Origin of the sequence: Archangium sp. (assembly GCF_036389735.1) — a bacterium.
Taxonomy (GTDB): Bacteria; Myxococcota; Myxococcia; order Myxococcales; family Myxococcaceae; genus Archangium.
This window is the reverse complement of the sequence record NZ_DASVWK010000768.1, coordinates 1-26114: the sequence shown is the minus strand read 5'-3', so window position 1 is coordinate 26114 and position 26114 is coordinate 1. Positions and strand designations below refer to the sequence as shown.

Here is a 26114-nt window from a genome sequence, read left to right as displayed (position 1 = left end):
TCAGATATCGATGTTGACGATGCGCCGGATGATGAGCACGCCCAGCACTTCCATGATGGCGATGATCGTCACCAGCACGTAGCCGAACCAGTGGTCCATCATCGGCCCCATCAGGTCGGGCCGCATGTAGTTGAGCACCATGCCGAGAATGGCCGGCATGGCCGCCACCACCCACCCCTGCAGCTTGCCCTGCGAGGTGAGCGCGTCGATCTTGCCCTCGAGGCGGAAGCGCTCGCGGATGACGTTGGAGATGGTCTCGAACATCTCCGCCATGTTGCCGCCCAGCTGGCGCGCGATGTTGGTGGCCACCACGACCAGCTCCAGGTCGTCGCTGCCCACCCGGCGGCCCATGTTGATGAGGGCCTCCTCCAGCGGCACGCCCAGCTTCACTTCCTTCACGAAGAGCCCGAACTCCTGCGACAGCGGCGGCTGCGCCTCGCGCGCCACGTGCTCGATGGCCTGCGGGAACGTGAGACCCGCCTTGAACGCGTTGGCCATGGCCTGCAGCGCGTCCACCAGCTGCACGTTGAAGCGCTTGATGCGCCGCGCCCGGTAGTGCTTCACCAGGAGGATCGGCAGGAAGAAGCCGAACACCGTGGCGAGCACGCACAGGATGGGGTTGAAGATGATGTACGACAGGATGCCCAACAGACACATGCTGGCGATGTTGAGCACCAGCAACTGGCGGGCATCGACGAAGAGGAACATGTCGCTCAAGTCGTTCATCGACTTGACGACGTACCGCTCCTGGTACTGTTCGTAGGCCTTCGCCAGGACGGTGAAGATCACCAGGCTGAAGAAGAAGACCGACCCGGTGACGAGGAGTAGGACGATTCCGGCCAGCATGCGCGGGGACTTCCTTCAGCGACGGGGGAGGAAGACAACCACTACTGCGGACCCGAGGCGGCGCTCTTCTCGGCGCTGCCCTTGATGATCTGGATGATCTCGCGGCGCTTCTGCTCCAGCACGCGGGTGCGCTCACCCGACAGCAGCGTGCTGATGGTGGCGCGGCCGCGCTCCTCGATCATGTCCACGTCCTCCTCGTTGCGCAGCGAGAGCGTCAGGTTGCCCAGCTCCGTGGCCAGCGTGAGGATCTCCGCCTCTTCCGGGATGACCATCAGCGTGATGTTGCTGTAGTCGCGCTGGTTCTCCGGGATGAGGTTGACGTTCGTGGTGCCGGTGATCTTGCCCGTGGCCAGGACGATCACGTTCTGCAGCAGCGTCACCGCCACGTTCTCGTTCGTCTGCGGGTCCAGGAAGGTGCCGATCACGTCCACGTGATCATTGGGCCGCACCCAGCCGCCCACCGAGGTGGTGCTGCGCGACTCGATGGTGACGGCGCGCACCTTCTTCTGCACCTTGGCCGACAGGCGCTCGGCCGCCTTCGTCGTCTCGAACTGGCTCCACAGCAGCGGGTCTCCCGCCTGGAGCGCCACCAGCACCTTCTGCCCCACCACGTAGGTCGCCGAGTCCGGCTTCACCACCGACGAGGTGACGAACTGCTCGGGCACCGAGCGTTGGTTGATCATCTCGAAGGTGATGATCGTGCCCTCGGGGATGTCCTGGGAGGCCACGACCACGGGCACCAGGTTCCAGCCACGACGCACGTCCGCTTCCTTCTTCTTGATCGCGGACCACGCGATGATGCCGGCCAGCAGGCCGAGCGCCAACGCGATCACGAGGGGAGTCTTACCCTTCAGCATGTCTCGAGGACCTCCAAAAACGGGGGGCGTCCAGGCGGGGCGGCGGGAATTCGTTCAAAGCGGCGAGCAACGATCTGAGGCGGGCCCTGGGCGCCAGCGGCCCGGGATGTTATCCACCGGTCAGGTCAGGTGTCAAAGTCACTATCCCACGCCTGCCTGCTTTTCCTGGTTCGCTGGAGTTTGGCGCCTCCCTCCCGTCAGGCCGCCCGCCCACCAGGTGTCCCACCAGGGCGTCCATCTGACCGATGTCGCACAAAGCCCGGATGTCGGTACAAGGAGGCCTCCATGCCTACTCCCGTCAAACCCAGGGAATCCGGTCAAGCCGCCGTCGAGTCCGCCTTGGTGCTACCGCTCATGGTCTTCATGTGCCTGGGCATCATCCAGCTGACGATGATGCAGCACGCGAAGATGATGACGGAGTACGCGGCGTTCAGCGCGGCGCGCACGGGCATCGTGTGGAACGGCAGCAACGAGCGCATGAAGGACGCGGCCATCATCGCGCTGCTGCCCACCATGGGCCGCACGGACAGCCTGTTCGAGCTGGGCAAGACGTGGGCGGTCGCTCAGATCTATGACGAGGCGCTCCAGCTGCTGGCGTGGCCCAACAAGAACGGGATCATCCCGGCCACGATCAACGGCTCCAACCTGTTCGGGCAGGTCCGTATCGATACGGTGAACCCGTCCTGGTACTCGCCCATCCAGAGCGTGTGGAAGCTGCGCTCGGGCTACAACTGGAAGGAGCTGGACTTCGACGGCCCGGACTCCTACCCGGAGGTGCCGGCGCTGGAGAGCAAGATCGCCAAGTTCTTCAACCTCCCGCTGCCGGACAACGGCGAGGAGGTCTACCGCAAGGCAACCGTGCTGACCATCCGCGTGCGCTACTGGTACGAGCTCCGGGTGCCCTTCGCCAACTGGGTCATCTTCACCTCCTGGTGGGCGGCCAACGCCGGCGTGTCGCTGTACGGCAGCATCGACCGGCCCACGCTGGATCCCCGCGCGAGCATGACCAACAAGAGCGGAGGGATGAACGCGGTGGGCGGGTTGAACGTCAAGGGCATCAGCCACCAGCGCGGCTACAACACGCTCTACAAGTCGGAGATGGCCGTGCTCTGGGGCGTGGCCACCGGGAGCATCCCGCTGCTGTCGCAGATCATCGGCCGGCGCTACTTCATCCCGCTGACGGCCACCTACAGCATGCGGATGCAGTCGAACTTCTACTACAAGTGGCTGATGCACATTAACCCCGCTTGGGGCCTGTGACACCTATGATGACCCGCGCCCTTCGTCGCAGCCTCGAGCGTCAGGAAGGCCAGGCGCTCGTCCTCGCCTGCCTGTTGATGCTCACCTTGAGCATCGCGCTCATCACCACCGTCAACATCGGGCACAACGTGCACGAGCGCATCCGCCTGCAGAACACGGCGGACGCGGCGGCCTACTCCACGGCCGCCATGGAGGCGCGTGCCTTCAACTTCTACGCGTTCACCAACCGCACCCAGGTGTCGCACTACGTGTCGGCGATGGTGTGGCAGTCGCTGAACTCGTTCATCTTCTTCGTCCAGGCCTTCATGACGGACCTGTACGGGTTCATGCGCACCATCGGCCCATGCTTCCCCAAGGACAGCCGGGAAGATCACTGGATCATCATCTGCGCCGTGTTGGACGTCTTGCCGTACATCGGCGCGCTGATGAACGCGTTGAACGCCATCTTCACGCTCGTGCAGAAGCTGCTGCTCGCCTTGAAACCGGTGATGGAACCCATCGACCGGGCCATCGGAAAAATCGTGGTGCCCGGCCATCGCCTGCTCAACGCGGTCATGGCCGGCGCGGCCGTCGCGTCGATGGTGGCCTCGTCGTCCTACGTGTTCGGCACCTCGAATACGATCATCGCGGAGAACGATCCCAACGTGGACTCGTTGGTCCCCCAGACGCTGGCGGGCCTCATCAACCAGTGCCTCTTCAACCGCGCGCATTTCGACGAGACCACCGTCTCGCCCGACCAGCTGCTCAAGTTCAAGCCCTTCCAGCCGCTGGATAACGACTGGAAGCGCGGCGAGCAGGACAAGGTCGCCCGCGCCAAGCGGTCGATGGCCAACATCACCAACGCCACGCGCTTCCCCTGCAACGCGAGCAACGGCATCTGCCCGGAGACGTTCGTCACCGCCCGTACGCTCGGCAAGCTCCTGCCGATTCCCAGCTGGCTCAAGCCGTTGGAGACGATGCTCGACAGCTTCCCCAAGTGGGGCCAGACGCGCATGCTCACCCACCGGCTCGGCTATGGCGGCATGGAGGCGACCAAGGGCGGTAACGCCAAGGGCCGCAACAGGATCCGCGAGCACCGGGATCCGCCCAACAGCCCCATGGGAATGCTGGCCCAGGGTGACGTGATCGGCGCGGACGACACCTATTACATCAACCTGGGACCCGACTCCGTCGGCCCGTTCATCAACCCCTTCAGCTGCCCCCAGTTCCCCGGTGGCGGGGATGATCGGACCTGGAAGGACTGCTGGGGAGATCCGCGTGGGCGGCCGGACGGGCTGCTCAGCAGCGCCGAGGATCGCGAGCCGAACAACATGCTCAAGACCAGCATCTGGGCCATGAGCGACAAGGATCTGCGCAAGAACGGCATCCACTGGCGGGTGGTCTTCCCCGGCGGAGCTGGAGGCGCGGACGGCAACGTCGGCTTGAACGAGAACTCGCTCTGCCTCATCAAGTACCTGCCGAACTGGGCCTGCCCCTCGAAGATCGACGTCTTCACGGCCAACGTCCGCATCGACACGAAGGACCAGAACCACCCCTGGCAGGGCCTGGCGCCCTTCCCCCACTTCGAACCGGGTGACTACAAGCAGGACTGCGCGGGCCTCAACCCGGGCAACAGCTCGGGCAGCAACGGCTCGGGCAACGGCCAGGCCAAGAAGGGCCAGGCCAGCATCCACCAGATGGCCAGGCGCGAGAACGACTTCAACCAGCCCTCCACCTGGGTGTTCCTCAACAAGGACACGGACGAGCTGCACAACACGAACACCGACGACACGGGGGCCACCCGCAACGGCCCGGCCCGGCTCAACGCCAGCTCGAAGTTCTCCTTCAACTTCGACGGCTCGCCCCAGACGCTGGAGCTGGACAACAGCCGCAAGAAACTGGAGATCGGCGGCCTCACCGTCTCCTCCGGCATGACCGTCATCTCGCGCGGCCAGACGTACTACCACCGGCCCGGCAACTGGGCCGAGCAGCCCAACTTCTTCAACCCCTACTGGCGGCCCCGTCTCGCGGCCGTGTGGCAGGGCAAGGAGTCGCTGCCGTTGATCAACAAGTTGACGGACATACTTCCGGCGGACTTCAAGGACGCTCCGGCGAAGATCATCACCCACTGAGGCCCGCCATGCTCCGCAACCGCTCCAATCAGCTGACGTCCCGGCGCGGCGCCGCCACCGTCGAGTTCGCGATCGTGGTGCCGCTGCTGGTCTCCATCCTGATGTTCAGCATCTTCCTCACGGAGATCATCCTCGCGAAGTTCAAGCTTCAGGAGGCCTCCCGCTACGTGGCCTGGGAGATGACGAGCTACACCTTGAGCGACTACGCCGAGGCCAATCACGACCAGGCCTTCGATACCGCCATGCAGGCCACGATGACGGAGGCGACCGAGCGCTACAAGGACCTCAACTCCGTCGAGCCCAACGGGGGCAGGTCCTCCATCATGCTGCGCGCGGATCCGGTGACGGTGGCCATCACCAACCAGACGGTGGAGGGCATCGACTTGAGCTGGGCCATGCCCGCGGGCGGAGCGGGCGAGGAGGTGTCCAGCGCGATTGGCAAGGGCTACAACTTCTTCCTCAACCACTTCAAGTTCAACACCAAGGGCCAGGTGGAGGTGCAGATCACCAGCAGGCTCGCTTCCCTCGTGCTGCCCCGCAGCTACCTGCAGAAGGAGCAGGGCGGCTTCTACAACGTGGACAACTGGGGCGGCAGGGACTTGAGCAACCTGCCAGTCAACAACCGTTACACGCTCATCGCCAATGGCTGGCACCTGCCCGACGGTGGCGATGCCATCGCGGACGGCAAGCGGGCGGGCGTGCACAGGTCTGGTGGCACGGATCACGGCCTGTACAGGCAGGTGGACCGGATGAAGTTCCTGGGTGTAACCAACTACCTGAACAAGGTGGGCTTCGATAAGATCACGGGCGTCACCAACTTCTTCCTCCCGGACTTCATGGGAACCTTCGTGGTTGCCAACAACTACAAGCCGAGCACCTCCGGTCGGGACTGCAACAACGACAAGCACACCGCCCACGAGGGCCTGAACAACCTGGACAAGTACCCCGGGCTGGATCAGCGGCCCAAGGACGACGACGACCTGCTGCGCTGCTTCGACACCGCGCCGTTCCGCGACACCGCCGCGTACGCGGGCTCCCTGTACGCGAGGATCTTCGAGGCCCGTGGCGAGCACTTCATGGGCTGCAAGAAGGCCATGGCGGACATGCCCAATACGCCCGCGATGGATCCCAGCACCAACAAAGACAAGAACGAGAACAAGATCACGTGCGAGTAGGCATCCTCCCCCTCATCCTGGTGCTGGTCTGGGCCGCCCCGTCGCGGGCCGAGCAGGAGCTCGCGGTGTACCCGGGCACCGTGCACACGCGCATCGGCAATGATCTGCTGATCAACGGCCAGTACCACCGCATGGCCTACTTCACCACCCAGGATCCGATGATGAAGGTGGCGAAGTACTTCGCCACCTTCTGGGGAAAGCAGGGCTACCCGGTCGTCGTCGATGGGGACATGGATGAGGAAGGGGTGGTGTCGGCCTTCTTCACGCGCGAGGGACTCCAGCGGTCGGTGGTGCTGCGCAGGCACATGGGCAAGACGGTGGGCTTCACCGTGCTCAAGGACCTGTGGCTGTACGAGAAGCCTCCCGCCGCCGGGCAGGACAAGATGATCCGGGTGGAGGGCCCGCTCTTCAGCTCGGACGTGGGCTCGCGAGACGAGGCCGGAGGCTCGCGGCACAGCACGCAGATCGTGGATCGCCCCCTGGACGCGGTGCGCCAGGAGCTCGCCTCCAAGTTCACCGCCGCGGGCTACAAGCCGGTGCGCGAGACCGGAGGCAAGCTGGATGGTCAGCGCACGCACGTGCTCGAGTACGCGCGCGGGGCCGAGCAGTCGATGACCACACTGGTGGAGCTGGAGCCCTCGCGGGTAGCCGTCTCCCAGGCGTGGGTGGGCACGGACCGGCCGGACGGCATGCCCAACGCGGACGCGGTGCGCCAGGCGCGCGAGGCCGCCACGCGCCAGGGACTCGCGAAGGAGAAGACACCATGAGCGCGCTCGTATGCGCCCTGACGCTGACGCTGCTGGGAGCCGCGCCGGCGGAGCTGCCGCGCGAAGGGCGGATGCTCTTCGAGGCCGCCCCCACGCAGTTGGATGCACGCGTGGGCGAGTGGGTGACGTACCAGATGGATGGAGCCCAGCAGAGCTTCATGCGCCTGGCCGTCGTGGGCGAGCAGAAGGACGCCCAGAACCGTGACGCGGTGTGGATGGAACTGGAGTTCGGCCAGCACCCGGCGATGAAGGCGCCCATGGCGCAGTTCCTCATGCTGGTGGCCCGTGAGACGGGGCTGCGCTCCGAGGGCATCTCGCGGCTGTTCCTCACCCAGGGCATCGAGAAGCTCCAGGAGGTGGACAAGGACGCCCTCCCGCACTTCGTCGGCGACTCTGGCAAGGACGCGGCCCGCCCCGCCCCCGCGCCGACCTCGGCGCAGATTCCCGCCGGGAAGGACACCACCGTGAAGCGGGGCAAGCCCTCGCGCCTCATGACGCTCGGCGGCACCGTGACGGCCGAGCCCGTGGAAGTCCTCTACCGGAACAACCTCATCCTCAAGCGCTACTGGATGAGCCGGGAGATCCCCCTGCTGCGTCTGGCCAAGCTCGAGTACCCGGCCGTCAAGTACGCGATGGAAGTGCGCGACTACGGCGTGGACGCCAAGCCGCGCATGGTGCTCCCCGCCGCGGGTGAGAAGAAGATCTCCCTGGAGCCGGCCAGCAACCTGCCGGCCTGGATGCAGACGGAGTCCGAGACCGATTCGCAGGAGAACAGCCCATGAAGAAGCCCGCGACCCGCGCGCAGCTCCGGCGCCGTCACCCCCGTGGCCAGGCCATGGTGGAGTACTCCGTCATCAACTGGGTCCTCGTCCTGGCGCTCGTCGTGACGATGACCTCCAATGTGTTCGGCAACCAGAACGTCATCGACCTGTTCCTCCAGGCCTACCAGGTCTATTACGACTCGTTCTACCTGGTGCTGAACCTGCCGTTCCCGTGAAGCCGTCCTCCTCCTCCGTCCAGCAGCGGTCGCCGCTGCCGCTCCGCGTCCTCCACGGGGTGATGTTCGTGGGGTTCACCGCCATCACCCTCGTGGCGGCCTGGCCGGAGGTGGTGCACCTGGTCCGCTCGCAGCTCCAGCCCTACAACGCCGGGGCGCCCCCGCGTCCGGCCTTGCTGGTGGCGGCGCTCGCGGCGGTGGGGGGACTGGCGGTCATCCTGGTGCAGGCCGTGCGCGGGCGCAGCGCTCGGCTCTACTGGTCCGGGCTCATCCTCGGGGCCCTGGCGCTCGCCACCTGGGGAAACCGCGAGGGCCCCGTGCTGGGGCGCAACGCCGATGCCACGAACCTGAAGGTCCTCCGGGTGACGCGCGAGCTTCACGGCCGCACCGTGAACGAGCTCCAGACCCACGGCGCCATCCCCGAGGACGAGGGCTCCTGGCAGCAGGCGCTGGAGCAGCTGACGCGGGGGCAACCCACCCCCATCCACACGCGCTCGTTCGTGGCCCTCCCCTTCCGCATCCAGAGGGTGGACTCGCCGGAGGCGCTCCCCGCGGATGCGCCTCCCGGCACGCTGCTCGTCTACGTGCTGGAGGGAGGCGCGGCCTATGAGATCCACCCGGTGGGCATCTCGCCCTCGGGCGAGGCCTCGCGCCTGAAGGAGCCACGAGGAGACTTCCTCGTCTTCCGGGGCGCCTTCAATCCGGACCTGCCTCCCGCGCCGGGAGAGCACGCTCCGCATTGAGGCGGACTCCCGGGTCCTACTTCCTCGCTGGGGCCTGGAGCTCGCGCTCCAGCAGGCGCTGCGCGGCACGAGCCTCGCTGGAGCCGGGCGCCTCCGCCATCACCCGCTTGCAGAACTCCAGGGCGTTCCGCTCGCGGCCCAGCGCGAACTCCGCCTCACACAGGCCAGAGAGCGCCTCCACCCGCTGCGCGCCTCGCGCTCCCGCGGACAGCGCCGCGCGCAGCAGCATGGACTCCTGCTCCCTGTCCCCCGAGCGGTTGGCCACGTCCGCCTGCCGCAGCAGATCCGTGGGAGAGGGCATGCCCTTCGGACCGGCGGATTTCTCCTGGACATTCTGGGCCGCGTCCTCCTTCTTGTCCGCCAGGCCCTCCGGCCGCACGGAGGCGCCAGCGGTGGCGGGCGCCTGCGACTGGGCGAGGGGCGGAGGAGGCGGCGGCGCGGCGGTGGGCTGCTCGGCGCGCCCAGGGGCCGGCTGCGCGTCATCGTCGTAGGAAGCCACGCTCTTCTTCGGCGCCGCGCGTGAGGAGGTGGAGCCGATGATCCGCTGCGCCGGGCTGGACGGAGGCGCGTACTGCGCCATCTGGGACTCGCCGGGCACGGGTGCGGCCCCGGCCGCGAGAGACTCCTCCGCATCCGCCGGAGCCTCGACGGGGGCGGGCTCGGCGGTGGGCTGGGACGTCGCCACGGAGAGCGAGGTCCTCCCGCTGGAGGACGTACCCCGCTTGGTCTTCACCGATTGCGTGATGCTCCTCTTCTCCGGGAAGCCGCCGGCACTGCCCGCGCCAGCGTTGGACCAGTCCGCGTACTCCTCGCGGCGCAGCTCCTTCGGCTGGGGCTTCGCCGGAGCGGGACGCTGCTCGGCGGCACGGAACCGTTCGTCCAGCTCCTCGTGCATCTGCTGGGCGGCGGGTGACGGGGCCGCGGGTGACGGGGCCGCGGCGGACACGGGCTGCGCGGACAGGTCCTTGGCGCTCGTCGGCTCCTGGCGGGCGATCCGCTCCCGAGAGGACTCCTTCTTGCTGAGCGCGGGGCTGAGATCCACCTCGCGGTTCACCTGGAGGACCACGACGCCGAAGACGCTCACGGCCGCCATGCCCAGCGCGGGAGCCAGCAGGCGACGCCACCAGCGGGCCGCGGGCGCGGGACCCGCGGCGGACCGACGCGCGGCCTGCTGCGCGTACGCCATCAACGACTCCATCCCGGAGTCTGGCGCGGAATGCAGCGGCAGCCGGGACATGGTGACACGCACGCCGCGAATGTCGTCGAGCGCCTCCGTGCAGCGCGAGCAGCCCTGCACGTGCTGCTCCATCACCTGGGCCTCGGAGGGCGGGAGCTCGCCATAGGCGAAGTCCAGCAGCCGATCCTCGTGCGCATGGGAACCCTGAGGCTTCATCCCGCCACCGTCCTTCCGTCCTCTGCCAGGTCCCCATCCACCCCGAGTTCGGCCAGACGCCGGCGCAAGCCCTCGAGGGCGTAGCGCATGCGACTCTTCACCGTGTTCTCGGACACTCCTGTCACCTCGGCGATCTCCTTGAAGGGGATGCCGCTGTACTCGCGCAGCACGAAGACCTCGCGCTGCTCCTCCGGCAGGCCGGCGAGCGCGCGCTCCAGCAGGGGCCGCACCCGGGCGTTGTAGGCGCCACGCTCGGGGCTCACACCCTCGTCCGGGAGGGCCTCACCCAGCGGACGACCCTCCTCGCCCTCGGCCCCCGTCACGGGTGCCTCCAGCGAGGCCGTCTGCCGGTAGCTCTCTTTGCGCGCGCTGTCCACGCAGAGGTTCCTCGCAATCGTGTAGACCCAGGTGGTGAATTTCGCCTTCGCCTCGTACTCCGACGCGCTGCGAACCACCTTGAGCCACGTCTCTTGAAGCACGTCTTCCGCCCGAGCACGCTGGCCGGTGAAGCGGAGGATGAAGTTGAACACCGGCGTCCGGTGCCTGCGCACCAGCACCTCGAACGCACGAGCATCCCCCGCCCGGAAGGCGAGCATCAGCCGTTCGTCTGAGGTTTCCGGTCCCAACAGTCCCCCAATTCAGGGCCTCGTACCTGTCCTCACCCCTCCATCCCTTCCTTCAACGGACGATGGGGCGCCAGGGTCTACCGTTTTTTGGCCCACGGTAAGTAGCGAGAATGACAGGGAGCGCCACCGCTTGTCACCAGGGCCGCGAGCCCCGCCCCTGGAGGGGTACCGAGGAGATGACCGTCCGCCTTCCGTCCCGCCCCCCTTCATGGAAGGGTGCGTGAGTTGCATCGCGACGCGGTACAGGGATGACCGTGGGCCTCTCTTCAAGCTCCAAGCAGATCTTCCAGGACGAGTACTTCACCGCGTTCGTCGACGAGCGGCTGCGCATCGTCCGCACCGTTCGCGGCGACAAGCCGTTTGGCACGCTCGAGGACCTGGACGGTATCTTCGCGCGGCTCGGTGACGCCCTGGATACGCTGGACCGCTCACGGTATGGGCACCTCGCCGACATCCGGGCCGCCCCTGGCCGGAATGATCCCCAGTTCGAGGCCGCCATGGATCGCCTCCGCCCACGCTGGATCGGCGGCTTCCGAAAGATTGGTGTGCTCGTCCGGAGCACCGTGGGCTTGCTGCAGATCCAGCGTCATGCCCGACGGGACGGCGTCAACCGATTGATCTCCCAGGACGAGGCCGAACTCTTGAAATACCTCACCGAAGAGGACTGAGGCGCCTCTCTACCCGTTCCTCGGTCCTCGGGAGCTCAAGAGCAGCACGGGGAGCGCGACCACCGCCACCAGGGCGGCCTGCCACACCAGCATCGCCGGCAGGGGCTTCTGGACGTGAACGAACAACGCGCGGCCGAGCGCCACGCCCAGCAGCACTCCGGTGAGGGTGCGCACGGCGTTGGAGCCGCTGGCCGGACGGAAGCGCCCCACCGCCCAGTCCACGAGCGCCGGCAGCGTGAGGCCGAGCACCACCGGCACGTCCCAGCGCCACACCAGGGGCGCGCGCACGGCGAAGAGGCCCATCATCACCGCCACCAGCACCGGGTACGTGCCCAGGCAGCGCGCGCACACGCGCACCCCGCCGAGCAGGTACGTGCGGTTGTACTCGTTCTCGTGATGGTGGCTGATCCAGAACACCCTACCCTCCCGAGCCCCGCGGTGCGCCCGCTTCCGCCCCGCTGGGGGTGGCCTTACGCGCGTCCTCCTCCACCAGGAAGCACGCGGAGGTGTGCCCGTTGTCCAAGGTGTAGAGGGGGGGCGTCTCGCGCCGGCACCGCTCCATGGCGTACGGGCACCGGGGGTGGAAGGTACACCCGGGGGGCGGCGCGAGCGGAGACGGCACATCCCCCTGGAGGATGATGCGCGACCGCTTGCGCTCGGGGTCCGGCACCGGCACCGCCGACAGCAGCGCCTGGGTGTATGGATGGCGCGGTCGGCGGTAGAGGTCCGCCGCGTCCGCCAGCTCCACGATGCGGCCCAGGTACATCACCGCCACGCGCGTGGACACGTACTCCACGATCTTCAGGTCGTGCGCGATGAAGACGTAGGTGAGCCCCAGCTCGCGCTGGAGATCCACCAGCAGGTTGACGATCTGCGCCTGGATGGAGACGTCCAGCGCGCTGATGGGCTCGTCGGCGACGACCAGGTCCGGCCTCAGGGCGAGGGCCCGGGCGATGCCGATGCGCTGGCGCTGCCCACCGGAGAACTCGTGGGGATAGCGACTCAACGCGTCGCGCGGCAGGCCCATCAGGTCCACCAGCTCGGCGACCTTCGCCTCTCGCTCGCGGCCTCGCGCCAACCCGTGGATGGCGAAGGGCTCGCCGAGGATGTCTCGCACCGACATGCGCGGGTTGAGCGAGGCGTACGGATCCTGGAAGACGAGCTGCATCCTCCGACGCAGGGGCCGCAGCTCGCGCTGGGAGAGGCCCGTCAGCTCACGGCCCTCGAAGCGGATGGAGCCGGACGTGGGCTCCACGAGCCGCAGCAGCGTGCGCCCCAGCGTGCTCTTGCCGCAGCCACTCTCGCCCACCAGGCCGAGCGTCTCGCCGCGCCGCACGTCGAAGCCCACCCCGTCCACCGCCTTCACCGTGCCCCGCACGCGCCCCAGCAGCCCCCCGCGTACCGGGAAGTGCGTCTTCAGCTCTCGCACTTGAAGCAGGGGCTCGGTCATGGCGCGGGCACCGGGTTGTGGCACGCGGCCTCCTGGCCGTCGCGCTTGGGTTCCAGGGCCGGCTCCACCCTCGCGCAGATGTCCAGGGCGCGCTCGCACCGGTCCCGGAAGCGGCAGCCTCCGGGCAGCTTGCGCAGGCTCGGCACCATGCCTGGAATCGTCCGCAGCCGGGGGCGCTCCCCTGCCCCACCCGTCTCGTGGAGGGCCGGAATGGAGCGCAGCAGCCCCGCCGTGTACGGGTGCGCCGGCTGCCGGAAGAGCGCCTTCACCGGGGCCCGCTCCACCACCCGCCCCGCGTACATCACCACCACCGCGTCACAGCTCTCGGCCACCACGCCCAGGTCGTGCGTGATGAGCATCACCGCCATGTGGTGCTCGGCCTGCAGCCGCTTCAGCAGCTCGAGAATCTGCGCCTGGATGGTGACGTCCAGCGCCGTGGTGGGCTCGTCCGCGATGAGCAGCTCCGGCCCGCACGCGAGCGCGATGGCGATCATCACCCGCTGGCGCATGCCGCCGGACAGCTGATGGGGGTAGCTGTCCACGCGCTGCTCGGGGGCGGGGATGCCCACCCGCCGCAGCATCTCCACCGCGTGCTCGCGCGCGGCGACCCGCGACAGACCCTGGTGGAGCCGCACGCCCTCGGCGATCTGCTCGCCCACCGTGTAGACGGGGTTGAGCGAGGTCATCGGCTCCTGGAAGACCATGGACAGGTGGCGCCCACGCACCCGGCGCATCCTCGCCTCGGGGAGCGTGAGCAGGTCCTCTCCCTGGAAACGGATCTGCCCGCCCACCACCCGGCCGGGCGGCTCGGGCACCAGCCGCATCACCGAGAGCGCGGTGAGGCTCTTGCCGCAGCCGCTCTCCCCCACCACGCCCAGCGTGCCGCCAGGCGGGATGGAGAAGGACACGTCGTCCACGGCCAGCACCGGGCCCTCCTCCAGGGAGAGCTGGGTCTTCAGACCACGGACGTCGAGGAGGGGCTCGGACATGGGGCTCACGGCCGGGCTGGAACACCCGGCCCGGGGCGTCACTTCCGGGACAGCTCCTCCAGGAACTCCTCTTCGCGGATGACGCGCTTCTTGATGAGGAGGCGGATGAGGCTGGCCACCATACGGGCGGGCTTCACCTTCTCCGTGTGCAGCGTCGCCTCGCCACCATCCGCGATGCGCTCGATGTCCTCGAGCACCTTCAGGTCATCCTCGGAGATGTCGGAGAGTGACGGGGACGGAGGCGGTGCCGACACGCCCTTGGCGGCCCCACCGAAGACGACCACCGGCACGGACTTGCCGGAGCCTCCGGGCGTCCCGGACGGGATCGTGGGCTCGGGCTCGGCCTCGCCGAGCAGCTCGTCGAGCACGTCCTCGTTCTCTGGCGGAGGCGGAGGCGGCGGAACGGCGGCGCCCTTCGGTTTCGCGGCACGAGGGGTGATGAGGGTGATCTCCTCGTCGTCATCGTCGAGGGGGGGCGGAGCCGGGGGCCCCGGTGGCGTGGGCTTCAAGGCGGACCTCGGGGTGATCAGGGTGATGTCGCTGTTGTCGTCGTCATCATCCACCGTCTGGCCGGAAGGCAGCTCCCAGTCGAACAGGGACGCGACGGCCGAAGGTGGGGCCTCGGGCGGTGACTCCTCCCCGTGCCAGCTGCCCGCCACCATGCCGGAGGAGCCCTCCAGCTCCAGGGGCTCGCCCGTGTCGTCCTCCAAGGCGATTCCATCCACGACCCGGCCTCGTACGAGGCCGAGCGCGCGGTCCAGGTCATCCTCGGAGGCCACATGGACCCGGATGGGCTTGTTGAGCTGGAAGCTCAGCTCGTCCACACCGGACAGGTCCGAGGGATCATCCACCGCCACGTGCAGCCGCTCGCTGCGCCCCTCCTTCTCGATCCGGAAGGGGACGATGCGCTGCTCGGCCTGGAAGTCCTGGGAGACGAGGGAGCGAAGCTGCTCGGGGATCTCCGGCAGCTCCACGAAGGGCAGGTCGAACTGGCGCGCCAGGGCACGGGCCACCGCCGAGGGCGAGGCGAAGCCCAGGGTGACGATCACCGAACCCAGCTTTTGAGCGCTGCCAAAGGCCCGCTGCTGGCCGAGTGCCTTGCGGACCTGCTCCGGATTGACGGCACCGGACTCGATGAGCAGCTCGCCGATCTTCTTGCGCATGCGGGTGGGGGGGTGGACGGCTTAACGCTTGACCTTCGCCAGGTACTCGTCGCGGGTGAAGACGCCCTTCTCGATGAGCAGCTCCACCATGGCCTTGAGGGCCGCTACCTCCTTGCGCTGCACCTCCTCCACGCTGCGCAGGAGCTCCACCGGGCTGGCGTTGACGCCGCCGCGCGCCGTCGGCAGCTCGCGCGAGAGGGCGCCACGGGGAGCAGCCGTCTGCGCGGGAGCCGGAGGCGGGGCCGGAGCCGCGGCGGCGGCCGCACCCGGCACGTCATTCATGTGCTTGACGACCGTGCGGCCCTGGGCGTCCACCACCTTGAAGTTGGTGTCCGCGTCGCCCAGCTCGGCCGTCTCCTCGTAGAAGCGCGCCATGGCCCGGGCGATCGCCGTGCGGCCGGCCACGTTCGGCAGGATGCGGCACTTGGTGACGCCGCGCAGCTCGTCCAGCTGCCGCACGTTGAGCGGATCGGCGATGGCCACCACCAGCGTCTTGCCATCGTCCCGCAGTTGCAGTGGCAGCACCGCGAAGTCGCGTGCCGTCTGCACCGGGATGCGGTTGAGCACGTGTGGGGGGATCTCCTTCACCGCGTCCAGGTTCACGGCGGGGATGGCGAGCTGCTTGGACAACGCCCTCACCAGGATGTCCTCGGACACGAGGTTCATCCGCACCAGGATCTCTCCCAGCTTCCCGCCCCACTTCGCCTGCTCCGCGAGCGCCGCCCGGAGCTGGCCCTCCTGGAGCACGTTCGCCTTGATCAGCAGTTCGCCAAGCTTGATCTGTGCCATGTCGCTGTCGCGGGGAGTCCGAACGGACCCGACCGGTCCGGGCACTCTACCTGAGATTCCAACCGTTGCTGAATTCTTGACGCGGGCCTTCTCAGGCGTCCGGCCGGGCGGGTGGCAGCTCGACGGGGGGCAGGGTCTGTCCCCCCTCGTCCACCTCCACCACGGGCACGTCCTCGGGGGCGGAGAGGTCGAAGAGCGTGAGGTCCGGGGACTCGTTGACGGTGATTTCCGTGTAGCGCAGCCCCAGGGAGGTGTCCGCCGAGGGGGCCCGGAGCGTCACTTCATGGGGAAGGCGGGCCTCCCCGTGCTCCTTGAAGTTGTCGTACTCAAGGCCGTAGGTCTGGAGGCCCCGCACCTCGCTGCGTACCACGCGCAGGGACTTGGGGTGGATGTGGAGCACCTGGGACACCGCGCCCCGGTGGAGGGTGAGGACGTAGAGCCCCTGTTTCGCGTCCAGCGCGAGCGTCTTGCGCTCGGCGGGGAGGAATGGCACCTGACCGAGCATCACGGAGACCAGCTCCTCGCTCGGCAGGGCCACGGGCAGGAAGCGCGACAGGTTCCGAGGCGTCGCCGGCCCCTGGTAGAACTTGTTCTCTTGAGACTGGAAGAGGCCGAAGCGCTGCCCGTCCGTCACCAGCACGGCGATGGGACGGTTGAAGAAGTCGAACATCTCCACGCGCAGCAGGCCCGGTCGCGAGACGGCCAGGAACGCCGACACGGTCCCGGAGCCCTGGGGCGACTCCACTCGCAGCTTCCCGTCGCCCTGGAGGGAGACGACCTGGGTCTGGGCGGCGCTCGTCAGGCGGAAGAGTTCCTCGGGCTGCGTCACCCGCCCCTGGGGACCGAAATCGATTCGCTTGGGACACCCTGAACAGAGGAGGGCCAGGAAGATTGCTGCGGCTGCGCGGTTCATGGCTTAAGTCTCGCGCCAGCCGACCTACCTTGGCCACCATTGCATGAGTCTTTCCGAAATCCTCCACTACCTCCGCATCGGCGGCTTCACCCTCGCTCTCCTCATCGTCGCGTCCGTCGTCGCCCTGGGGGTGGCCATCGAGCGGTTGATCGCCCTCTGGGGGGTGAGCGAGCGCTCGCGGGCTCTCGGGGACACCGTCCACAAGCACCTGCTGCGGGGGGACCTGGCCGCCGCCCGCACCGCCTCCGAGCGCTCGGACGCCGCCGTGGCCGACATCTTCCTCGCCGGTTTCGATCGCTTCGAGCGCACCCGCGGCACCTGTGAAGGGGTGGACTCGGCCGTGGAGCGCGAGCGCGCCCAGGTGGGCTTGCGGCTGCGCCGCAACCTGTGGCTGCTGGCCACCATCGGCTCGCTGACCCCCTTCGTGGGCCTCTTCGGCACCGTGGCGGGCATCATGCGCTCCTTCAAGGACCTCGGCCTGGACGTGCAGGCGGGCGGCACCGGAGGCACCGGCGCGGTGATGACGGGCATCTCCGAGGCCCTCGTGGCCACCGCCGTGGGCATCCTCGTGGCGGTGCAGGCCATGGCCTTCTACAACTACTTCCAGGCACGGCTGTCCCGCGTGCTCGTGGAGCTGCGCCTCATGGGGGACGAGTTCGTCGAGCTGCTGCGCGAGCGCCCCGTGAACGCTCCCTCCCCCTCCGCTCCCACCCCCACTGCTCCGGCCCCGGTGGACACCCGTCCCCTGCCGGAAGCCTAGAGGTCCACTCACATGGCGATGGGCAAGGCACCGGGGGATCCCGACGGCAACGGCGAGGACGTCGGCTTCGCCGAGATCAACATCACCCCGCTCACCGACATCTTCCTCGTGCTCCTCATCATCTTCATGGTGACGAGCTCGGTCATCGTGCAGGCCCCCGGGGGTGGAGCGCAGGCGGGCCTCAAGGTGAACCTGCCCAAGGGCGGCACCACCGACGTCACCGCGCGCGCCACCGATCTGTCCGTGGCCATCCTCTCCGACGGGCGCTACGTGCTCGCCGGGAATGTCGTCAACGAGGACGAGCTCAAGCGAGCCTTCAACGACGCCCAGCAGAAGAACCCGGACACCATCGTCATCGTCCAGGCCGACGAGGGCGTGCCCCACGGCACCGTCGTCCAGGTCATGGAGATGGCCAAGAGCGTGGGCCTCGGCCAGCTCGCCATTGGCGTGAGGGACTCCCAGTAACGGCTCGGGGCCTCCACGGGGGTGAACCCGTGTGGCCCCGATCCCCTCACCCCGTCACTAGATGGCGCCGAAGGCCTCGTTGGTGATCTCCACCGACGAGGTGTCCTCGGTGGCCATCATCCGCGCCGCCTGCTCCACGTTGGGCAGCACGTTGCGCGCGTACCACAGCGCGCTCCACTTCTTGCCCTCGTAGAAGGCCTTCTCGTCGCCCGTGGCCTTCTCGCCCACGCGCTCGGCCACCAGGGCCGCGTCCAGCAGCAGCCAGCCCACCGCCAGCTCCGACATCATGTTCAGGAAGCGGTTCGCCGACAGGGGGATCAGCCCCATCTTCGCTGGATCCTGCGACCAGCCCAGCACCGCCATGGCGCTCGCCATCACGCCTTCCTGGGCCGCCGCCAGCTGCCGCACCGCCTGGCCGTACACCTTGTGCTCGCGGTGGGCCTCGATGAACGCGCCCACGTCCCCCATGAACTGCTGGAAGTTGGCGCCGCCCGCCTGCCCCATCTTCCGGCCCACCAGATCCATCGCCTGGATGTGGTTGGTGCCCTCGTAGATGGAGAAGATCTTCGAGTCACGCGTGTACTGCTCCACCGGGTAGTCCTGGCAGTAGCCCGCGCCGCCGTACACCTGGATCGCCTGCGCGCACAGCCGGAACGACTGATCCGACCCGTACGCCTTCACCAGCGGCGTGAGCAGCTCCACCTGCCCGCGGTGGTAGGCCGCCTTGTCGTCATCCTTGCCCGCCAGCAGGTGCGCCTTGTCCGTGTGCATGGCCAGCTTGACGATGAGCGCGCGGATGCCCTCCACGTGCGCCTTGATCTCCAGCAGCATGCGGCGCACGTCCGGGTGCTCGATGATGGAGACGCGCGGCGCCGTCGGGTCCTTCCACTTGCTCACGTGCGCGCCCTGCTTGCGGTCCTTCGCGTACTCGAGCGCGTTGAAGTAGGCCGCGCTCGCCAGCGACAGGCCCTGGATGCCCACCGCGATGCGCGCGCCGTTCATCATCTTGAACATCTGGCTCATGCCGACGTTCTCGATGCCCCCCACCAGCTCGCCCACGCAGCCGTCGTTCTCGCCGAAGTTCAGCACGCACGTGGCCGACGCCTTGATGCCCATCTTGTGCTCGATGGAGCCCACGGACACGTCGTTGGTGCCCGCCAGCGAGCCGTCCGCGTTCACGCGGATCTTCGGCACGATGAAGAGCGAGAGGCCCTTGGTGCCCGGCGCCGCGCCCTCGATGCGCGCCAGCACCAGGTGGATGACGTTCTGCGCCAGGTCGTGGTCACCGCCCGAGATGAAGATCTTCGTGCCGCGGATGCTGTAGGTGCCGTCCGCGTTCTTGCGGGCGGTCGACTTGGCCGCGCCCACGTCCGAGCCCGCGTGCGGCTCGGTGAGGCACATGGTGCCGCCCCAGGTGCCGTTGAGCATGCGCTCCACGAAGAGCTTCTTCTGCTCCGGCGTGCCGCACTCGGCGATCAACTCCGCCGCGCCGTAGGACAGGCCCGGGTACATGTTGAAGGCGGTGTTGGCCCCGCAGAGCATCTCCTCGATCATCACGTAGAGCATCATCGGGGCGCCCTGCCCGCCGTGCTCCGGGCTCACGCCCACCGTCTTGAAGCCCTGCTCGTAGAGCTGCCGCCACGCCTCCTTGAAGCCCTTGGGGGTGATGACGGAGCCGTTCTCCAGCCGACAGCCCTCGCGGTCCCCCGAGGAGTTGAGGGGCCCGAGGACCTCCTTGGCGAAGCGGTACGTCTCCTGGAGGACGGCCTTGGCCTCGTCGGGACCCCAGGCATCGAACGGAGCCTGCCCGGCCACCTGGCTGAAGCCAAACTGCTCGAACAGCGTGAAGAAGATTTCCCGAAGGTCGGTCTTGAAGGTGTTGACGCCGGCGGACATGGCCCCTCCCCGTAGGTGGGAGCTCACGGCCGCACAATCGACGGTCCGTGGCCCCCTAGTTGGGACACGGAAAGGTTACGACGATTGATTCTAGAGTCAATCCCGATTGACGCCTCGCGTTGCGGCGGCGAGGAGCGACTCGCCGCCTGGCGGACAAAAGGGGGGAAGAAGCGCCTACTTCTTGGCCTTCTTCGCGGCGGGGGCCGAGGCGACGGCGGCGGGGGCCGGCTTGGCGCCTGCCTTCTTGGAGCCCATGCCCGCGGCCTTGCGCTCCTCATCCTCCTCCGAATCCTCGGCCGAAGCGGCGGCGGAGGCGTTGAGGAGGCTCTCGCGCGGCACTTCCACGACGATGGGGGCCTGGCCGGAGCGCTGCCGGTTCTCGTCCTCCAGCGAGTAGAAGAGCTGGATGGTGGAGTTGCCCTTCATCACCAGCTCACCGCGCTGGTTCTCCGCCCACAGCTCCACGTCGACGAAGTAGCGGCCACCCTCGCCGTGCCGGTCGCTCACGCGGCCCTTGCAGACGACGGTGTCACCCGGCCACACCATCTTGATGAAGCGAACGTGGTAGCGCCGCAGCTGGCCGCCGCGGGACCAGTCGCTGATGAGCTGGCCCAGCATGCCCATGACGAGCATGCCCGGGGCATACACGGAGGGCATGCCCACGCTCTTGGCGTACACCTCGTCCACGTGGACGGGGTTGAAGTCGCCGGAGGCACCGGCGTACCGGGACAGCTGCACCCGGTCGATGGGGGCCTTGGCCAGCGCCGGCAGCTCGTCGCCGACACGGATACCTTCGAAATAGAGCTTGCGCGCGGGCATTACGAATTCTCCTTGGAGGCACGGACGATGAGCGTCCGGCGGGCGCGGAACACGAGGTTGCCCTCCTCGTCCCGACCCTCGTCCTCGATGACGGCGACATCCATCTTCCCGGCCGGGCCCGTGCGCTCGAGCACGTCCGACACCCGGGTGGCGACGAAGATGCGGTCGCCGGCGAAGATGGGGCGCTCGTACTCGAAGGACTGCTCGGCGTGCAGCAGGCTCTTGATGCCCACGCCCAGCAGCTCGCGCAAGTCCGCCGCCGAGCTGAAGGATGCGGGGAAGGTGGGCGGAGCCACCACGGTGGGGTAGCCCGAGGCCCGCGCGTACTCCTCGTCGTAGTAGATGGGGTTGTAGTCGCCCAGAGATTCAGCGAAGCGCCGGATGGCGCCCTTCTCGACCTCGTTCAGGAACGGCGGCGAAGCCCGGCCGATGGCGTTCTTGTCCAGCATGTCCTCTCCCTTTAACGACCGGCCGGAAGCTCGAGCACGGTCAAAAGCCCGGCCTCGGCGGCCGTCACGCGCGGGGCGGCGTTCACCAGCGTCTGGGCCGTGGCCCTGTCACCGGGGATGCCTCCACGAATCTCCAGGACGAGCTTCGGATCCGCGTCCAGCTCGATGCGGTCCCCCGGCTCGTCCGCGCCCACCGCGATGGTGAGCTCCAACCTCACCCGCTCCTGCCCTTCGTCCAGTCCCACGGCGGACTGGAAGATCCCCGCCACCCTGCCCTTCTTCACCGGGAAGGCGCCCCCGGTGATGTCCTCCTCGGCGAAGACGGGGACGATCTCCTCCTCATAATCGTCGCACTCCATGCCGAGTCCCAACGCACACAGGGCGGCGCTCTCCACCAGCCCCACGTGACCCATTTGATCCTTGTCCACCAGGGCGAAGAACTCGTCCTCGGTCAGACCCGCGCCCACCTTGCGTTGGAGCGCTTCACGGCGGGTACGGGCGTCCACCACGCGGGTGACGGTGGCATGGCGCACGGGGCCGCACACCTGGCCGGCCGTGGCCACCAGCCGGTCCATCACGAAGCCCGGGTTGACGCCGGTGCCGAGCACCGCCACCCCGGCCTTCTGCGCCGCCCGATCCAGCTTGTCGGCCAGCTCGGGGTATTTGAGGAAGGGGAAGGCCAGCTCTTCACAGGTGGAGACCACTGGCAGGCCGAGCTTCAGCGCGTCCAGCAGTTGCTCCATCACCTGCTCGAGCCGGGAGCCCGTGGCATGCAGCAGCACGACGCCCTTGCGCCGTCCCACGGCCGCCTCGAGCGTGCCGGCGACCTTCCCATTGAGGCCGGGCACCCCGATGACGTCCGACAGGGGGCGTCCCACCAATTGGGGGTTGGCGTCCATCGCGCCGATCAGCTCGACCTCGGTCGAGAGCTGAGCAGCCTTGGCGATCTCCTGCCCGATGACTCCCAACCCCATGACCACCACCGGGACCGGCCCTGCGGAGGCTCTAGGCATCGGAGAACTCTCCAAAAATCAAGGAGTTACACCACAATGCAGCAACTTGGCGCACCATAGACCACCCCCAGCCGGACAGGCAAGCGACTCGTGAGGTCGGCGGAGAGAACCCCTGCGGAAACAGGAGAGGTTTCGAGGGGTTGGGGGGCGAGCAGGAGGGCGCGACTCATACGGAGTGGGTGTGACCTTCTGGCCAGAAGCCGTGTATAACGGCTCGGTTCTTCAAACGTCCGTCAATTGAAGGGTTGGGAGGCCTGATTCATGGACCGCATCCTCGTGGTGGATGACGATCCGCTCATTCTCGCCGCGCTGTCGCGCATCCTCCAGTCGGAGGGCTATCAGGTCGTCACGCACTCGGATCCCGCCCAAGCCGCAAAGGAGGAGGGCTTCCAGGTGGTGTTGACGGACTTCATGATGCCGTTTCTCAACGGCGTGGAGCTGCTGCGTACGCTGCGGGAGAAGAATCCGCGGGCCGTGCGCTTGATGCTCACCGCCGCCGCGGATTTCCGCACGGCGTCTGAAGCCGTCAACCGGGGTGAGGTGTTCCGCCTGCTGGGCAAGCCCTGGTCGCTCAGTGAGCTGACCAGCTCCGTGCGGCAGGCCTTCGAGCACTTCAAGCTGGTGGAGTCCAACGCACGACTCACGCGGGAAGTGGCGGAGAAGAACGCGGAGCTCACGCTCATCAACCGCGATCTGGAGCGGATGGTGGTGGAGCGCACCAACGGCCTGCTGGATGGCCTCATCAGCGCGCTCGACTACCGCGACACCGAGACGCAGTGGCACTCGCGCCGGGTGTCGCTGTACTCGCGGCGCATTGGCGAGGAGATCGGCCTGACGGGTGAGCAGCTCGAGGTGGTGGAGCAGGGAGCGCTGCTGCACGACATCGGCAAGATTGGTGTGAGCGACACCATCCTGCTCAAGCCGGGTCCCCTCTCCCCCGAGGAGTGGGTCGAGATGCGCAAGCATCCCGAGTACGGCTACAAGATCCTCGCGAAGATGCCCTACCTGCACGAGGCCTCGCTGATCGTGCTGCACCACCAGGAGCGGTGGGACGGCAAGGGCTACCCGCAGGGGCTCAAGAGCAAGGACATCGTGATCGGCGCGCGCATCTTCGCCATCGCCGACACGGTGGACGCCATCACCTCGGACCGTCCGTATCGCAAGGGTCGGCCGATGTCCGTGGCGCGTGATGAGATCAAGCGCTGCTCGGGGACGCAGTTCGATCCCGAGCTGGCCGAGGCCTTCCTGCGGATTCCCGATGCCGAGTGGCAGCGCATCCGCAAGAAGGTCGAGGACATGGAGAACGCGGAGAACGCACTCTGGGCCGGCTTCACGCCGGGCAAGGTGCCCAGCCGCGTCGCCAGCTAGTCGTCCTCTGAATCAACCGCCTCGGGGCGACACCTCCACCTCCTGGATGGTGTCGCCCTCGAGGAGGCGATCCACCACCTCCATCCCGCGCGTCACCTCGCCGAAGGCCGTGTAGCGGCCATCCAGGTGCGGCTGCGGAGAGTAGGTGAAGAAGAACTGGCTGCCGCCGGTGTCCTTTCCCGACAACGCCATCCCGAGGACCCCGCGCGCGTAGGGCCGGCGCGTCATCTCGCAGCGGATGGAGTAGCCCGGGCCCCCCTCCCCGTCTCCGCGCGGATCTCCCCCCTGGGCGACGAAGTCCGGCACCACGCGGTGGAAGGTGATGCCGCGAAAGTAGCCCTGACGCGCGAGCGCCACGAGGTTGCCCGAGGTGAGCGGCGCCTCCGCGTCCAGTGCCACCGTGAAGTCCCCCTTGCTCGTGCGGAAGGTGAGCGTGGTCCCGGCCGGAGCGGGCTCGGGGCGGCGCGCGTCCGCTGGCAGCTCCACATGCGGGGCACGCATGGGCTGACCGGTGAGTCCGGCGAGGGACCCGGCCGCCACGCGGCGCACGTTGGCGTGCGGGTGCTGGAGCCACGTCCGCAGTACCGGCTCCGCCTCCTTCCCCGCGAGTGCCACCAGCCCTCCCGCCACCGGCTCGGCCAGGTCCGGCTCCCCGGGCACGCGCTCGGCCAGCGCACGCACCCGCGGCAGCGCCTCCGTGTCCTTCAGCTTCCCCGCAGCGCTCGCCGCCGAGGCGGCCACCACGGCGTCCTTGTCGTCGAGGAGCGCCCGGACGGGCCCGGCGGCCTCGGGCACGGGACGTGCCGACACCGCGTCGAGCGCCGCCAGCCGCACCCGCGAATCCGGGTGCGAGAGGTACGGCACCGCGCCACTCGCGCCATCCTTGGCTCGCGACTGCGCCACCTCGCGCAGGCCGAGCGCCAGCCGTCGCACCTCCGGCACCAGGCCCCCACCACAGCGCAGCACCTCATCGAGCGCCCCCCTCTGCCGGTCGAGCGCCGCCGCCAGCCGGCAGTCGAGGTTCATCAGGTCCGCCTTCCCGCCCGGTGCCTCCTGGAGCGCGCGCCGCAACGCCACCAGCACCGGGCGCCCGGCCTCGGGCAAGCCCTGTTGTGCCAGCGCGAGCACCACATGGCCCGAGGCGGAATCCCCCTGGGCCACGCGCTTCACCTGGGACGCCAGGGTTCGGAGCTCGTCCATCGGCGCGCAGTCCCCACTGCACCGCCCGGCCAGCCTCGCGAGCGCCCGCGCCGACTCGGCCACCACGCGCGGTGTCTCGTCCCGCAGCAACTGGCCCACCACGGCCGCATCCTCCGGGCCGCCCACGTCCCCGAGGCCCTTCGCGCACAGCGCCCGTACATCCGGGGCCTCGTCCCCGAGGCAGCGTCGCAGCAAGGGCAGCGCCTCGGGACGCCTCGCGCTCGCCAGGAGGTAGGCCCCGTCGTAGCGTGACACCTCGGGCTGGCCCGGCTGGAGCAGTACCGCCACCGGGGCCAGCGGCACATCCGCCAGCGAGGCCCCCCGGCGCATCGACACCCCGAGGGCCAGGGCCGCGCCCCCCGGGACACCCGCGCGCCCATCCGAGAGCCGCTCCGACAGACGCCGCACCGCGCCCGGCGTGGCCAGGTTGCCCAGGGAAGCGAAGAGGGTGCGACGCACGCCCTCGTCCGGTTCCGTGGCCTCGGCGGCCAGCAGCGCCTCCGTCATCCGGGCCTTCTCCGCGTCCGTGAGCGGCTCCCACGAGAGCGCCAACACCCCCGCGGCGAAGGCGGCCTCGTCACGCACGGGCACCTCGGCGGCGCCCAGCCCCGTCAGCACGGCCTCCAGCGTGGACAGGTCCTGGATACGGGCGAGCGCGCGCAAGGCCCGCACCCGCGTCGGCACGGGCCCTCCCGTCGCGAGCGCCACGAGCCGCCCGTCCGCCAGCGAGCGGCGATCCTCCCAGACGGCCACCTCCTCCCCTGCCCCCGACTCCGCCGGAGACGGCACGGAGCGGACACAACCCGAGAGCACGAGACCCCAGAGAAGACAGGCGGACACGGCGGCGCGCGGAGAGCTCATGGCGTCCCGCCTAGGCCAATTCCCCGCGAAAATCCAGGGGTTAGCCCGCAAGCCGTTTGACTTGGGCCACGCGCTCACCGGAAGATGTTCGGCGCTTTCACGCCTCAAGGAGCACCGGTCCTGAACTGCCCTGGCTGTGGCAAGAAGGTCGCGGATGGCACGACCATCTGCCCTTCGTGCGACTACATCATCGACGCCTCGTTCATCTCCACGGACGCCCCCCAGGAGTCAGACGCGGAGCCAGCTCGCCCCGCTCGCGCTACCGGAGCCCGTCCGCGCTCCCGTCCCGCCGCCCCGGCGGTCCCCGACGCGGACGCCACCAACATCAAGAGCATGGAAGAGATCATGCGCAGCGCGCCTCCGCGCACCGCGACGGGCAAGTCCAACCCCCACGCCCGCCCCGTCGCGCCGCGTGCCACTGGCACGGGTCCCCGGACGGCGGCCCCCCCGTCCCGGCGTGCGCAGGAGACCGAGCTCGACCCGGCGGACGTCAGCTACCAGCCGTCCCGCGATAGCAGCGGCACCGGCTCCGGGCT

The 26114-nt window shown here is 68.5% G+C and carries 26 protein-coding genes and 1 pseudogene; 12 read left to right on the top strand and 15 right to left on the bottom strand.

The genetic code is table 11. The features are described from left to right. Entirely contained in the window at window positions 1–846 is an 846-nt protein-coding gene (locus VF794_RS27320; RefSeq protein ID WP_331115372.1) for a type II secretion system F family protein, read from the bottom strand. 41 nt (window positions 847–887) lie between these two features. Beyond that, the gene (cpaB, locus tag VF794_RS27315; protein ID WP_331115370.1) at window positions 888–1703 is read right to left on the bottom strand and encodes a Flp pilus assembly protein CpaB; all 816 of its coding nucleotides are present in this window, start codon (window positions 1701–1703) and stop codon (window positions 888–890) included. Window positions 1704–1988: 285 nt separating this feature from the next. Here cpaB and VF794_RS27310 point away from each other — a divergent pair, with 285 nt between their 5' ends. The 7 genes from VF794_RS27310 to VF794_RS27280 are packed head-to-tail and all read left to right on the top strand — an operon-like array spanning window position 1989 to window position 8756. Then, the gene (locus tag VF794_RS27310; protein ID WP_331115368.1) at window positions 1989–2963 is read left to right on the top strand and encodes a TadE family protein; all 975 of its coding nucleotides are present in this window, start codon (window positions 1989–1991) and stop codon (window positions 2961–2963) included. 5 nt (window positions 2964–2968) lie between these two features. Next, window positions 2969–5074, top strand: a complete 2106-nt coding sequence (locus tag VF794_RS27305; protein WP_331115366.1) for a pilus assembly protein TadG-related protein — start codon at window positions 2969–2971, stop codon at window positions 5072–5074. An 8-nt stretch (window positions 5075–5082) separates the two neighbouring features. Continuing rightward, a complete protein-coding gene (locus VF794_RS27300; RefSeq protein WP_331115364.1) occupies window positions 5083–6249 on the top strand; it encodes a TadE family protein in 1167 nt (388 codons plus the stop codon). Beyond that, window positions 6240–7016, top strand: a complete 777-nt coding sequence (locus tag VF794_RS27295; RefSeq protein WP_331115363.1) for a hypothetical protein — start codon at window positions 6240–6242, stop codon at window positions 7014–7016. Before VF794_RS27300 ends, VF794_RS27295 begins: the two co-directional genes overlap by 10 nt. Continuing rightward, complete coding sequence (locus tag VF794_RS27290; RefSeq protein WP_331115361.1) at window positions 7013–7798, top strand: hypothetical protein; 786 nt, start codon at window positions 7013–7015, stop codon at window positions 7796–7798. The genes VF794_RS27295 and VF794_RS27290 overlap by 4 nt, the downstream gene beginning before the upstream one ends. After that, window positions 7795–8013 carry a hypothetical protein gene (locus VF794_RS27285; RefSeq protein WP_331115359.1) on the top strand — a complete coding sequence of 73 codons (219 nt, stop codon included), beginning with the start codon at window positions 7795–7797 and terminating at the stop codon, window positions 8011–8013. Before VF794_RS27290 ends, VF794_RS27285 begins: the two co-directional genes overlap by 4 nt. Further along, the gene (locus VF794_RS27280) at window positions 8010–8756 is read left to right on the top strand and encodes a hypothetical protein (RefSeq protein ID WP_331115357.1); all 747 of its coding nucleotides are present in this window, start codon (window positions 8010–8012) and stop codon (window positions 8754–8756) included. The genes VF794_RS27285 and VF794_RS27280 overlap by 4 nt, the downstream gene beginning before the upstream one ends. 16 nt (window positions 8757–8772) lie before the next feature. Here VF794_RS27280 and VF794_RS27275 read toward each other — a convergent pair whose 3' ends face one another. Both VF794_RS27275 and VF794_RS27270 read right to left on the bottom strand, forming a co-directional pair. Continuing rightward, entirely contained in the window at window positions 8773–10149 is a 1377-nt protein-coding gene (locus VF794_RS27275; RefSeq protein WP_331115355.1) for an anti-sigma factor family protein, read from the bottom strand. Continuing rightward, window positions 10146–10778: an RNA polymerase sigma factor gene (locus tag VF794_RS27270; protein ID WP_331115395.1), complete on the bottom strand. Its 633-nt coding sequence runs from the start codon at window positions 10776–10778 to the stop codon at window positions 10146–10148. Before VF794_RS27270 ends, VF794_RS27275 begins: the two co-directional genes overlap by 4 nt. Before the next feature lie 251 nt (window positions 10779–11029). Between VF794_RS27270 and VF794_RS27265 the strand changes: the two genes are divergently transcribed. Beyond that, window positions 11030–11443: a hypothetical protein gene (locus VF794_RS27265; protein WP_331115353.1), complete on the top strand. Its 414-nt coding sequence runs from the start codon at window positions 11030–11032 to the stop codon at window positions 11441–11443. 9 nt (window positions 11444–11452) lie between these two features. Here the strand turns inward: VF794_RS27265 and VF794_RS27260 are convergent, their stop codons facing one another. From VF794_RS27260 to VF794_RS27235, 6 genes are all read right to left on the bottom strand, one after another. Next, window positions 11453–11860: a DUF2085 domain-containing protein gene (locus VF794_RS27260; protein WP_331115352.1), complete on the bottom strand. Its 408-nt coding sequence runs from the start codon at window positions 11858–11860 to the stop codon at window positions 11453–11455. Window position 11861: 1 nt separating this feature from the next. Further along, window positions 11862–12893, bottom strand: coding sequence for a dipeptide ABC transporter ATP-binding protein (locus VF794_RS27255; RefSeq protein ID WP_331115393.1), 1032 nt, complete (start codon window positions 12891–12893; stop codon window positions 11862–11864). Next, the gene (locus VF794_RS27250; RefSeq protein ID WP_331115350.1) at window positions 12890–13882 is read right to left on the bottom strand and encodes an ABC transporter ATP-binding protein; all 993 of its coding nucleotides are present in this window, start codon (window positions 13880–13882) and stop codon (window positions 12890–12892) included. The genes VF794_RS27255 and VF794_RS27250 overlap by 4 nt, the downstream gene beginning before the upstream one ends. A 38-nt stretch (window positions 13883–13920) precedes the next feature. Beyond that, window positions 13921–15045, bottom strand: a complete 1125-nt coding sequence (locus tag VF794_RS27245) for a hypothetical protein (RefSeq protein ID WP_331115348.1) — start codon at window positions 15043–15045, stop codon at window positions 13921–13923. A gap of 21 nt (window positions 15046–15066) precedes the next feature. Beyond that, window positions 15067–15834 (bottom strand): hypothetical protein, encoded by a 768-nt coding sequence (locus VF794_RS27240; RefSeq protein WP_331115346.1) that lies wholly within the window; start codon window positions 15832–15834, stop codon window positions 15067–15069. Window positions 15835–15925: 91 nt separating this feature from the next. After that, window positions 15926–16747: a DUF4292 domain-containing protein gene (locus VF794_RS27235; RefSeq protein ID WP_331115344.1), complete on the bottom strand. Its 822-nt coding sequence runs from the start codon at window positions 16745–16747 to the stop codon at window positions 15926–15928. Window positions 16748–16790: 43 nt separating this feature from the next. Between VF794_RS27235 and VF794_RS27230 the strand changes: the two genes are divergently transcribed. Both VF794_RS27230 and VF794_RS27225 read left to right on the top strand, forming a co-directional pair. Further along, on the top strand, window positions 16791–17507 hold the full coding sequence (locus VF794_RS27230; protein ID WP_331115342.1) for a MotA/TolQ/ExbB proton channel family protein: 717 nt from the start codon (window positions 16791–16793) through the stop codon (window positions 17505–17507). A gap of 12 nt (window positions 17508–17519) precedes the next feature. Next, window positions 17520–17972 carry a biopolymer transporter ExbD gene (locus VF794_RS27225; RefSeq protein WP_331115340.1) on the top strand — a complete coding sequence of 151 codons (453 nt, stop codon included), beginning with the start codon at window positions 17520–17522 and terminating at the stop codon, window positions 17970–17972. A gap of 57 nt (window positions 17973–18029) precedes the next feature. Here the strand turns inward: VF794_RS27225 and VF794_RS27220 are convergent, their stop codons facing one another. The 4 genes from VF794_RS27220 to VF794_RS27205 form a co-directional block, all read right to left on the bottom strand. Then, complete coding sequence (locus VF794_RS27220; protein WP_331115338.1) at window positions 18030–19868, bottom strand: acyl-CoA dehydrogenase; 1839 nt, start codon at window positions 19866–19868, stop codon at window positions 18030–18032. A gap of 174 nt (window positions 19869–20042) precedes the next feature. After that, complete coding sequence (locus VF794_RS27215; protein ID WP_331115336.1) at window positions 20043–20687, bottom strand: MaoC family dehydratase; 645 nt, start codon at window positions 20685–20687, stop codon at window positions 20043–20045. Then, the gene (locus VF794_RS27210; protein WP_331115334.1) at window positions 20687–21136 is read right to left on the bottom strand and encodes a MaoC family dehydratase N-terminal domain-containing protein; all 450 of its coding nucleotides are present in this window, start codon (window positions 21134–21136) and stop codon (window positions 20687–20689) included. Before VF794_RS27210 ends, VF794_RS27215 begins: the two co-directional genes overlap by 1 nt. Before the next feature lie 11 nt (window positions 21137–21147). After that, window positions 21148–22149, bottom strand: a complete 1002-nt coding sequence (locus VF794_RS27205) for a dihydrodipicolinate reductase (protein ID WP_331115332.1) — start codon at window positions 22147–22149, stop codon at window positions 21148–21150. 261 nt (window positions 22150–22410) lie between these two features. Here VF794_RS27205 and VF794_RS27200 point away from each other — a divergent pair, with 261 nt between their 5' ends. Continuing rightward, window positions 22411–23517 (top strand): HD domain-containing phosphohydrolase, encoded by a 1107-nt coding sequence (locus VF794_RS27200; protein WP_331115330.1) that lies wholly within the window; start codon window positions 22411–22413, stop codon window positions 23515–23517. Window positions 23518–23529: 12 nt separating this feature from the next. On the opposite strand, the gene VF794_RS27195 is transcribed toward VF794_RS27200, so the two are convergent. After that, complete coding sequence (locus tag VF794_RS27195) at window positions 23530–25578, bottom strand: peptidylprolyl isomerase (protein WP_331115328.1); 2049 nt, start codon at window positions 25576–25578, stop codon at window positions 23530–23532. A gap of 84 nt (window positions 25579–25662) precedes the next feature. Here VF794_RS27195 and VF794_RS27190 point away from each other — a divergent pair. Beyond that, window positions 25663–26114 (top strand): annotated as a pseudogene (locus tag VF794_RS27190) (hypothetical protein); the annotation flags it as partial.